This window comes from Rhizobium sp. BR 315 (assembly GCF_050577975.1).
Taxonomy (GTDB): Bacteria; Pseudomonadota; Alphaproteobacteria; order Rhizobiales; family Rhizobiaceae; genus Rhizobium; species Rhizobium miluonense.
In genome coordinates this window covers 93,132-102,883 of sequence record NZ_JARWKZ010000022.1, presented here as the reverse complement: position 1 = coordinate 102,883, position 9,752 = coordinate 93,132, and the positions used below count along the sequence as shown (strand labels likewise).

The 9,752-nt window shown below is 61.5% G+C and carries 6 protein-coding genes and 1 pseudogene; 5 read left to right on the top strand and 2 right to left on the bottom strand.

Going from position 1 to position 9,752, the window contains the following annotated elements:
* A pseudogene (locus QD409_RS20700) lies at nt 1-141 on the bottom strand (IS5/IS1182 family transposase); the annotation flags it as partial.
* Between the two features lie 92 nt (nt 142-233).
* On the bottom strand, nt 234-1,769 hold the full coding sequence (locus tag QD409_RS20695) for an MDR family MFS transporter (RefSeq protein ID WP_430763559.1): 1,536 nt from the start codon (nt 1,767-1,769) through the stop codon (nt 234-236).
* Nucleotides 1,770-1,935: 166 nt separating this feature from the next.
* Between QD409_RS20695 and QD409_RS20690 the strand changes: the two genes are divergently transcribed.
* The 5 genes from QD409_RS20690 to QD409_RS20670 all read left to right on the top strand — a co-directional run bounded on the left by QD409_RS20690 (nt 1,936) and on the right by QD409_RS20670 (nt 9,692).
* Nucleotides 1,936-2,463 (top strand): MarR family winged helix-turn-helix transcriptional regulator, encoded by a 528-nt coding sequence (locus QD409_RS20690; protein WP_208858646.1) that lies wholly within the window; start codon nt 1,936-1,938, stop codon nt 2,461-2,463.
* 73 nt (nt 2,464-2,536) lie between these two features.
* Nucleotides 2,537-3,190: a thiamine diphosphokinase gene (locus QD409_RS20685; RefSeq protein ID WP_092848006.1), complete on the top strand. Its 654-nt coding sequence runs from the start codon at nt 2,537-2,539 to the stop codon at nt 3,188-3,190.
* A gap of 2 nt (nt 3,191-3,192) precedes the next feature.
* Nucleotides 3,193-5,022: an ABC-F family ATP-binding cassette domain-containing protein gene (locus tag QD409_RS20680; RefSeq protein ID WP_092848010.1), complete on the top strand. Its 1,830-nt coding sequence runs from the start codon at nt 3,193-3,195 to the stop codon at nt 5,020-5,022.
* A gap of 312 nt (nt 5,023-5,334) precedes the next feature.
* Nucleotides 5,335-6,516, top strand: coding sequence for an efflux RND transporter periplasmic adaptor subunit (locus tag QD409_RS20675; RefSeq protein ID WP_430763558.1), 1,182 nt, complete (start codon nt 5,335-5,337; stop codon nt 6,514-6,516).
* On the top strand, nt 6,513-9,692 hold the full coding sequence (locus QD409_RS20670; protein WP_092848015.1) for an efflux RND transporter permease subunit: 3,180 nt from the start codon (nt 6,513-6,515) through the stop codon (nt 9,690-9,692). The genes QD409_RS20675 and QD409_RS20670 overlap by 4 nt, the downstream gene beginning before the upstream one ends.
* The last annotated feature ends 60 nt before the right edge of the window (nt 9,693-9,752 follow it).

Sequence of the window (9,752 nt, the reverse complement as noted above, 5' to 3'; positions counted from 1 at the left end):
GTACAGGCCGGCGACGCGATCATGGATGAACGAGAAGTCGATCACCGCGTCGATCTTGCGAAGCAGGTGATCCCGGGGCACCAGACTGTCGAGCGTCACCATCTCGAGAGCCGTCTGTTCGGGAGCGGGTTTCTTCAACATGTCCCAGTGAATCATAAACCCCCAGCCAAGGCCAGGGGTTTGTCAGCAATCTGAAGGGAAATGATTCCCTTGTCGATTGCAGCATGTGCGATCTACTCGGCAGCTTGAGCGGCAGGCGCGCTTTCGAATTTCTTCGTTGCGCCGGGAAGCTGCACGTTCTTCAGCGTCAGCGAGGTCAGGAGGCCGAACAGGCAGATGCCGGCGGCCGTCATGAACAGCGGACCGAAGGCGCCTGCATAGGCGTTGGCGACGGCTTCGCGGGTTGCTGCCGGCAAGGCGGCCATCATCTTCGGCGTCAATTCCTCGATGTCGGCGACGCCGGCGATGGAAGCGCCGACATTGCCGAGTTTGGCGGCGATGATCGCGCCGTAGATTGAGATGGCGATCGAGGCGCCGCCCATGCGCGATAGGGTGACCGCGCCGGTGGCGGCACCGACGTCACGGCTTCCGGCGGCGTTCTGCACGCCGATGACGGGCACCTGTTGGGCAAGGCCGATGCCGATGCCATGCAGAAGCATCAGGCCGCCGATCAAGACGATGGGCGTGCCGGCATGAACAAAGGCGAGCGAGGTGAACGCAATGGTGCTGCAGGCGGCGCTGGCGACGGCAAAAGGCTTATAACGGCCCTTTGCGGCGATCAACCGGCCTGCCGACAGCGAACCGCAGACGATGCCGCCGGTCAGGAGGATGAACAGCAGCCCGGCCATCGAGGGGGACAGGCCCGTCGTCGTCTGCAGAAAGAGTGCGAAGTAGTTGACCATGCCGATGGCGACGCCGCCGCTGGTGATCGAGATCATCAGGAGCAGGCCGAATGTCGGATTGCGGAACAGCGTCATCGGCACGATTGGCTCGGGCGCGCGCCGCTCGATGAAGACCCAGGTCACGGCGCAGATCATGCCGAAGGCGATGATGCCGAGGCATTGCGGCGATAGCAGCGATCCGAAGAGTTCGGTGCCATCGGCGGCGAGCACGATGCTTGTCGTCGTCAAGGCAAGAACGATCGCACCTGCATAGTCGATCTTCGGCCGGCGGGCCGGCTTGCGGTAGGGCAGCATGAGCGCGAGGCCAGTCAAGACGACGAAGCCGATCGGCACGTTGACGAGGAAGATCGAGCGCCAGCCGAACAGATCGCTCATCGTCCCGCCGAGAACGGGTCCGATGGCGCCCGACGCCATCAGCACGAGGCTCGAATAGCTTTGATAGCGGGCGCGCTCACGCGGCTCGAAGAGGTCGGCGTTGACTGCGAAGATCGATACCATGATGCCGCCGCCGCCGAAGCCCTGCAGCACGCGAGCGGCGATCAGCGTGTTCATCGAAACGGCAAGGCCGCAGACCGCGGAGCCGATGGTGAAGATCGCGATCGCCGTCATCATCACATATTTGCGGCCGAAGAGATCGCCGAGCTTGCCATAGACGGGCATGACGGCTGACAGCGAGAGAAGATAGGCCGATCCGATCCAGCCGAAGCGTTCCAGATGCCCAAACTCGCCGACGATGGTGGGGAGCGCTGTCGATACGATCTGGTTGTCGAGCGTCGCCATGAACATGGCGGTCATCAGGAACAGGAAGAGAATAAGCCGCCGTTTATGATCCTCCACGAGCGGCTTGAACGTTGTCTGCATATCCATGGAGCAAGAAATCCGAGCTTGGCCGAGACGTTGCGCTATCGAGCGAATGCGCGGGACGCCCAGTCTTCATGGGTGAAACATATGTGCTATTAGCATATAATTGTCAATGGCAAGTGAATGCCATTTGCATGTTTTGTTTCTTCTCGACCTCTGCTATGGTGGAGGGATGACATCTGCGACGAATACACGTGACGTTGAAGCTCCGACGCCGGCCGAAGACGAGAAGTTCCTGCGCATCGGTCAGGCGATGATGCGCATGCGCCTGCTGACGGGCCGTCGCATGATCGGCAGGCTTGCCATTCAGAATGTTGCCCCCGGGCTCGAGCTTTCGCATCTCGATGTGCTCGACGTGGTGCGGCGGGCGGAGGGCACGGGCGAAGTGACCGTCGGCACGATCGCCGAGTTGCTGCGTATCGATCCGTCGCGGGCGAGCCGCATCGCTGCCGACATGGTGGCCCGCGGGGTGTTGCGTCGCAAGGCATCGCAGGCCGATGCACGGCGTATCGTCGTGGTGCTCACCGCGCTCGGGCAGCGCTTGCTGTCGGAAATCCAGGTGCAGAAGTATGCCGTTATCGGAAGCATCTTTGCCGATTGGTCGCCCGAAGATATCGAGAGCTTCTCGTTTCTGTTCGATCGCTATGTCAGCGGTTATGAACGCGTTTTCCAGGCGAACATGAAGGAAACGACCGACTGACCGGCCCGCGGGGGCTGTTCTGGCGAACGGCGCTCTTCCCTATGGATACGACTTTGCGCTATGGGCTTGGCCCATGAACCAGTCCACCACCTTCACCATTCTTCTCGGCGGCGAGCTTCGTCTGACGGACCGGCTGCGTGCTGCGGTTTCCGGCAGCCGTTTTATCGCAGCCGATGGCGGCATGCGCCATGCCATCGCCCTTGGAGCCGAGCCAGAGCTATGGGTCGGTGATTTCGATTCTACGCCCGCGGATCTGCTTGGAGCATTTCCCGAGGTCCCGAAGCAGCCCTATCCGGCGGCGAAAGCGGCGACCGACGGCGAGATTGCCGTATCGGAGGCGATCGATCGCGGCGCCGTCAGGCTGATCCTGGCCGGCGCCATGGGCGGCGAGCGCTCGGATCATGCAATCCAGCATCTGCTCTATGGTCTCCAGCTCGCCGAGAAGGGCTTCGATGTGCTGTTGACTTCGGGCGATGAAGAGGCCGTGCCGCTCCCGCCGGGAAAACTGGAGCTGGATCTTCCGGCCGGCTCGCTGTTTTCGGTTCTTGGTTTCAGCGATCTGACGGGTCTTTTCATCGATAACGCCCGTTATCCGTTGCGCGACTTCCATCTGCCCTTCGGCGCGTCGCGGACAATTTCCAATGTGGCGGAAGGCCCGGTGCGCTTTTCGCTCGGCAGCGGCAAGGCGATCGTTCTTGCCCGCCCTTATGATCTTAGTGGAGTCTGATCTTGGCCCCTCCCATTCTGAAACTCGACGATATCTTCCTGAGCTTCGGCGGCGCGCCCCTTCTGGCCGGTGCCGGACTGCAGGTAGAGCCGGGTGACAAGATCTGCCTGGTCGGGCGTAACGGCTCCGGCAAGTCGACGCTTCTGAAGATCGCTGCCGGCATGGTCGAGGCGCAGTCCGGTGAAGTGTTCCGCCATCCCTCGTCGACCGTGCGCTATCTCGAACAGGCGCCCGATTTCGCCGGTTACAAGACGGTGGCCGCCTATGCCGAAGCCGGCCTCGGACCGGGCGACGATCCCTATCGCGTCACCTATCTTCTCTCGCATCTCGGCCTGACTGGCGAGGAAGACCCGAAGAACCTTTCGGGCGGCGAGGCGCGTCGCGCGGCTCTGGCCCGCGTCATGGCGCCGGAGCCGGATATCCTCCTGCTCGACGAGCCGACGAACCATCTGGATCTCCCGACCATCGAATGGCTGGAAGGCGAGCTGCAGAAGAGCCGCAGCGCGCTCGTGCTGATTTCGCACGACCGTCGTTTCCTTGAGAAAGTCTCGACGGCGACGGTGTGGCTCGATCGCGGCACCTCGCGCCGGCTGGACAGGGGCTTTGGCCATTTCGAAGCCTGGCGCGATCAGGTGCTGGAAGCCGAGGAGCTGGAGCAGCACAAGCTCGGCAAGGCAATCGAGCGCGAGGAGCATTGGCTGCGTTATGGCGTGACCGCCCGGCGCAAGCGCAACATGCGCCGGCTTGGCGAATTGCAGGATATGCGCTCGCGCCATCGCGGCCACAAGGGTGCTCTGGGCACGGTGCAGGCGGCTGCGTCCGATGCGCAGGAAAGCGGCAAGCTGGTGATCGAGGCGGACAAGATCACCAAGACCTATGGTGACCGCGCCATCGTCGCACCGTTTTCGATGCGCGTGCATCGCGGTGATTGCATCGGTCTCGTTGGCCCGAACGGGGCCGGCAAGACCACGCTTTTGAAGATGTTGACCGGCCAACTTGCACCCGACACCGGTACGGTAAAGCTCGGTACCAACCTGGAAATCGCAACGCTCGACCAGAAGCGCGAGGAACTCAATCCGGAAGAGACCCTCGCCAACTACCTGACCGACGGACGCGGCGAGAACCTGCTCGTCAATGGTGAGCAGCGGCATGTGACCGGCTACATGAAGGAATTCCTGTTCCAGCCGGAGCAGGCGCGCACGCCGATCAAGAATCTCTCCGGTGGCGAGCGCGCTCGCCTGATGCTGGCGCGTATTTTGTCGCGGCCGACAAACCTCCTGATCCTCGACGAGCCCACCAACGACCTTGATATCGAGACGCTGGATCTGCTGCAGGAAATCGTTTCCGGGTTTTCCGGCACGGTCATCCTCGTCAGCCACGACCGCGATTTTCTCGACCGCACCGTGAGCTCGACGATCGCGCCCGCCAATCCGGAGGAGCCTGACGGGCGCTGGATCGAATATGCCGGCGGCTATTCCGATATGCTCGCCCAGCGCAAGGGTGCCATCGAGGAGCGCAAACGAGCGGAAAAGGCAGCCGAGAAGCCCAAATCAACCGAAGCTGCGGCACCGGCTGCCGAGGGTTCGAAGGGTAAGGGCAAGCTTTCCTACAAGCAGAAGTTCGCTCTGGAAAACCTGCCGAAGGAAATGGCCAGGGCCGAAGCTGAAATTGCCGCCCGCGAGCAGAAAATGGCCGATCCGAACCTCTTCTCCAAGGATCCTGCAACCTTCAATCGTCTCGCTGCAGAGATGGAAACGCTGCGGGAAAGCCTGATCAAAATGGAAGAAGAGTGGCTTGAGCTCGAGATGCTGCGCGAGGAGCTGGAGGGCTGAAGAGCCCTGCCAACTCATCTTATAGGCGTCTTTCCAGATAATGAAAACAATCGGTTGCGTTCGCGCGCACCCGCGTCATTCTCTGTTGTCGAATCCGATAAACCGTTTATACATGAACATGTGGTGCCGGCCCTCTGGCTGGATGATACCCGGGTCGGTGCGGCCTGTGGCGCATGTTGGGAAGTCCGAAGTGACCTGATTGCATTGCGTCCGACGGCGCCAGGCTCTTCGTGGAAAGTTGCAGGCAAATTTCGTGAGCGCTTACCGTGATAACGGCGCTTTTGCCGTACGCGGTTTTTCGAGGGGGGCTTCATGCCTATGCTGCCGCGTACCGTTTTATTTAGCTGTGTTTTTGCCGTTTTCTCAGGTAGCCAAGTGCTTGCGCAGGGCGCTCCACCGGCTGTGCCCGTTACTGTGGCCAAGCCCGTCATTCGTGACGTCATAGACAGCGATGAGTTCATCGGCCGCTTTCAGGCGGTCGACGAGGTGTCCGTGCGCTCGCGCGTCGGCGGTTATCTTCAGGAAGTGCATTTCAAGGACGGCGCCATAGTCAAGCAGGGGGACCTGCTGTTTGTTATCGACCAGCGGCCCTTTATCACGACGCTGAACGAGGCGACGGCCTCGCTGGAGGTAGCGAAATCGTCGCTGACGCTCGCCGATGCGCAGTATAAGCGCGCAGAATCCTTGTCGACAACAGGCAGCCAGTCGGCATCGACCCTCGATGATCGTCGCCGCGATCTCATTTCCGCTCAAGCGAATGTGCGCGGCGCGGAAGCGACGGTCGACCGCGCCAATCTCGATATGGATTTCACCAGGATCACAGCGCCGCTCAGCGGCCGGATCGACCGGCGGCTGATCTCGGTCGGCAACCTCGTGCAGGCCGATCAGACTGCGCTGACGACCATTGTGTCCCTTGATCCCATCGACTTCTATTTCGATGTCGACGAGCGCCGGCTGCTTTCTTATGCCGATGAAGCCCGCAAGAACGGCAGCGCCCTGCWGCAGGGCGGCGGCGGGCTCGATGTCACTGTGACGATCGCCGATCCCAAGCAGAAGCCGTTCAAGGGCAAACTCGACTTTGCCGAAAACCGCGTCGACAACGAATCTGGCACGATCCGCGTCCGTGCCAGGTTCCCGAATCCCAATCTGGTTCTACAGCCTGGCCTGTTCGGGCGTATCCAGGTAAGGGGGTCCAACAGCTACAAGGCGATCCTTGTTCCAGACGAAGCCATTGGCTCGGACCAGAACCAGCGCGTCGTCTATGTCGCCGATACCGCTGGCAATATTACGCCGAAGCCCGTGCGCGTCGGGCCGAAGCTCTATGGCTACCGCGTCATTCGCGACGGCATGACCGGCGACGAGACGATCGTCGTCAACGGGCTGATGCGCATCCGGCCGGGCGTCAAAGTGACGCCTCAGCTGATCGAATTGCCGCAGCAGGCGACGAATGACGAGCCGCCGGCGCAGGCCGATATACAGGGGACGGACCAATGAGGTTTTCCCACTTTTTCGTCGACCGGCCGATTTTCGCGTCGGTTCTTTCCATCGTGCTGCTGATCGTCGGCGGCATCGCCTATTTCCAGCTGCCGGTGGCGCAATATCCCGAGGTCGCACCTCCGACAATCGTAATTCGCACCTCTTATCCCGGCGCCGACGCGCAGACCATTGCCGATACGGTGGCGACGCCGATCGAGCAGGAAATCAACGGCGTCGAGGACATGCTCTACATGTCTTCCTATTCCAGCGCCGACGGCTCCATGGCACTGACGATCACGTTCAAGCTCGGCACCGATCTCGACAAAGCACAGGTGCTGGTGCAAAACCGCGTCGCCATTGCCGAGCCGCGCCTGCCTGACGATGTCCGCCGCATTGGCATCACGACGGTCAAGAGCTCGCCCGACCTGATGATGGTCGTGCATCTCCTGTCGCCGAACAATCGCTACGACCAGCTCTACATCTCCAACTATGCCCGCACGCGTATCCGCGACGTCCTCGTCCGGCTGGATGGCGTCGGCGACGTGCAGCTCTTCGGCGAGCGGCAATATTCGCTGCGCATCTGGCTCGATCCGCAAAAGCTCGCCGGCTACGGCATGACGGCAGGCGACATCGTTCAGGCGCTTCGGGATCAGAACGTGCAGGTTTCCGGCGGCACGATCGGCGGACCACCCGTCTCGGGCACCAACGCCTTCCAATATACAGTGACGACGCAAGGGCGCTTTTCCGATGCGCGGCAATTCCGCTACGTCATCGTCAAGGCGACCGGCAATGGCCGCCTCGTGCAGCTGCAGGATGTCGCGCGCATCGAACTCGGCGCGCAGGATTATGTCACCAACAGCTACCTGAACGGCAGCCCTGCGGTCGCGCTGGGCGTCTTCGCCCGGCCAGGCACCAATGCGCTTGCCGCCGCCGCCGATATTCAGAAGACCATGCAGGATCTGTCACGGGATTTCCCGCAGGGCCTCGAATATCGCATCATCTATAATCCGACCGAGTTCATCGCCGAATCGATCCATGAGGTCTACAAGACCATCTTCGAAGCGGCCATTCTCGTCGCCATCGTCGTGCTGGTCTTCCTGCAATCGTGGCGAACGGCGATCATTCCGATCGTTGCCATCCCGGTTTCGCTGATCGGCACCTTTGCCTTCCTCTTGGCCTTCGGCTTCTCGCTGAATATGCTGACGCTGTTCGGCCTGGTGCTCGCCATCGGTATCGTCGTCGACGATGCGATCGTGGTGGTCGAGAATGTCGAGCGCAATCTCGCGCTCGGCATGACGCCGAAAGAGGCGTCGCATGTCACGATGAACGAGGTGGGCACTGCCGTTCTGGCGATCTCGCTGGTCCTCATCGCGGTCTTCGTGCCAACGGCGTTCATTCCGGGTATCTCTGGGCAGTTCTACAGGCAGTTCGCGGTGACGATTTCGGTCGCGACGGCGATTTCCTGCCTGAACTCGCTGACCCTGTCGCCGGCGATTGCCGCGATCGTTTTGCGCCCGCATAGCCACAAGAAATCCAACAATATCTTTGCGCGGTTCGGCCGTGCTTTGGGTGATGGATTCAATCGCGGCTTCGAGCGGATGAGCAGCGGTTATTCCTGGATCGTGCGCCACCTCGTCACGACCTGGACGGCACTCGCCTGCGCGCTTCTCGTCTTTGCCGCGCTCCTGGCCGGCACTTGGTACATGGGCAGGATCGTCCCGCAGGGCTTCGTTCCCACAATGGACCAGGGCTATGCCATTGTCGTCGTGCAGCTGCCAGACGGCGCTTCGCTGGCGCGCACGAATGCGGTCATCCAGAAGGCGACTGAAATCATCAAGAAGACGCCGGGCATCGAGAACGCCGTCGCCTTCGCCGGCTTTAACGGTGCGACCTTTACCAACGCCTCGAACTCGGGTGTCATCTTCACGCCGTTCAAGCCCTTCGAGGAGCGGTTGAAGTCCGGAGATTCGGCCACCAAGATCATCGGCCAGCTCTATGGCAGCCTCCAGGGCATCCAGGAAGCCTTCATCATCGCCATTCCGCCGCCCTCGATCCGCGGCGTCGGCAATTCCGGCGGCTTCAAGATGCAGATCATGGACCGGGAAAATGCTGATATGCGCCGCATCCTGCCGCTCGCCTATCAAATGATGGGCGCCGCCGCGCAGAACAAGGGCGTCAGCGGTGTCTTCACGACCTTCTCCGCCAATAGCCCGCAATACTTCCTGGCGATCGACCGCGACAAGGCGCGCGCACTAAACGTGCCGATCCCGAATATCTTCGAGACGCTGTCGATCAACCTCGGCACGTCATACGTCAACGACTTCAATGCCTTCGGCCGCGTCTACCAGGTGCGGGCGCAGGCCGATCAGCAATATCGCATGGATCGCGACGATATTCTCGCGCTGAAGGTTCGCTCGGCGACCGGGGCGCTGGTGCCGCTCGGGACGCTGGTCGATATTCGCGACACGACCGGACCGGCGCTCGTGCAGCGCTACAATATGTATGTCTCAGTTCCTCTCCAGGGCAATCCGGGGCCGGGTGTCTCCACGGGCACGGCTCTGGACACTATGGAGGGGCTGGCAAAGAACCTGTTGCCAGCGGGCACGACTTTCGAATGGACGGAACTCGCCTATCAGGAGAGGCATACCGGCAATACGGCAATCTACATCTTTGCCCTGTCGGTCATCTTCGTCTTCCTGGCGCTCTCGGCGCAGTATGAAAGCTGGGTCCTGCCGCTCGCCATCATCCTCATCGTGCCGCTGGCGGTTCTGGCGGCACTGATCGGCGTGCATCTCAGAGGTATGGACAACAACATCCTCACGCAGATCGGGCTCATCGTGCTGATCGGCCTTGCGGCCAAGAACGCGATCCTGATCGTCGAGTTCGCCCGGCAGGCGCAGGCTGAGGGAAAAAGCGCGGTCGAAGCGGCGATCGAGGCTAGCCATCTGCGTCTGCGCCCGATCCTGATGACGGCCTTCGCCTTCATCTTCGGCGTCGTGCCGCTGATGATCGCCACCGGCCCGGGCGCGGAAATGCGCCAGTCGCTCGGCACGGCCGTCTTCTCCGGCATGCTCGGCGTGACGCTGTTCGGCCTGTTCCTGACGCCGGTCTTCTACGTCGTTCTGCGCCGGCGGCGCAGACAGGCCGAAGCTGCCGCTCAGGAGCCATCGGCTATCGACACCGCGGCACAGTGATATGGATTAAGGGGTTGAGCGTTTCACGGAAGCGCTCAACCCCCTATTCGTTTGTTTTTC

Bases quoted from the DNA above. Each gene is read 5' to 3' on its own strand.
- QD409_RS20695 (WP_430763559.1), bottom strand. From the start codon at position 1,769: ATGGATATGCAGACAACGTTCAAGCCGCTCGTGGAGGATCATAAACGG.
- QD409_RS20690 (WP_208858646.1), top strand. From the start codon at position 1,936: ATGACATCTGCGACGAATACACGTGACGTTGAAGCTCCGACGCCGGCC.
- QD409_RS20685 (WP_092848006.1), top strand. From the start codon at position 2,537: ATGAACCAGTCCACCACCTTCACCATTCTTCTCGGCGGCGAGCTTCGT.
- QD409_RS20670 (WP_092848015.1), top strand. From the start codon at position 6,513: ATGAGGTTTTCCCACTTTTTCGTCGACCGGCCGATTTTCGCGTCGGTT.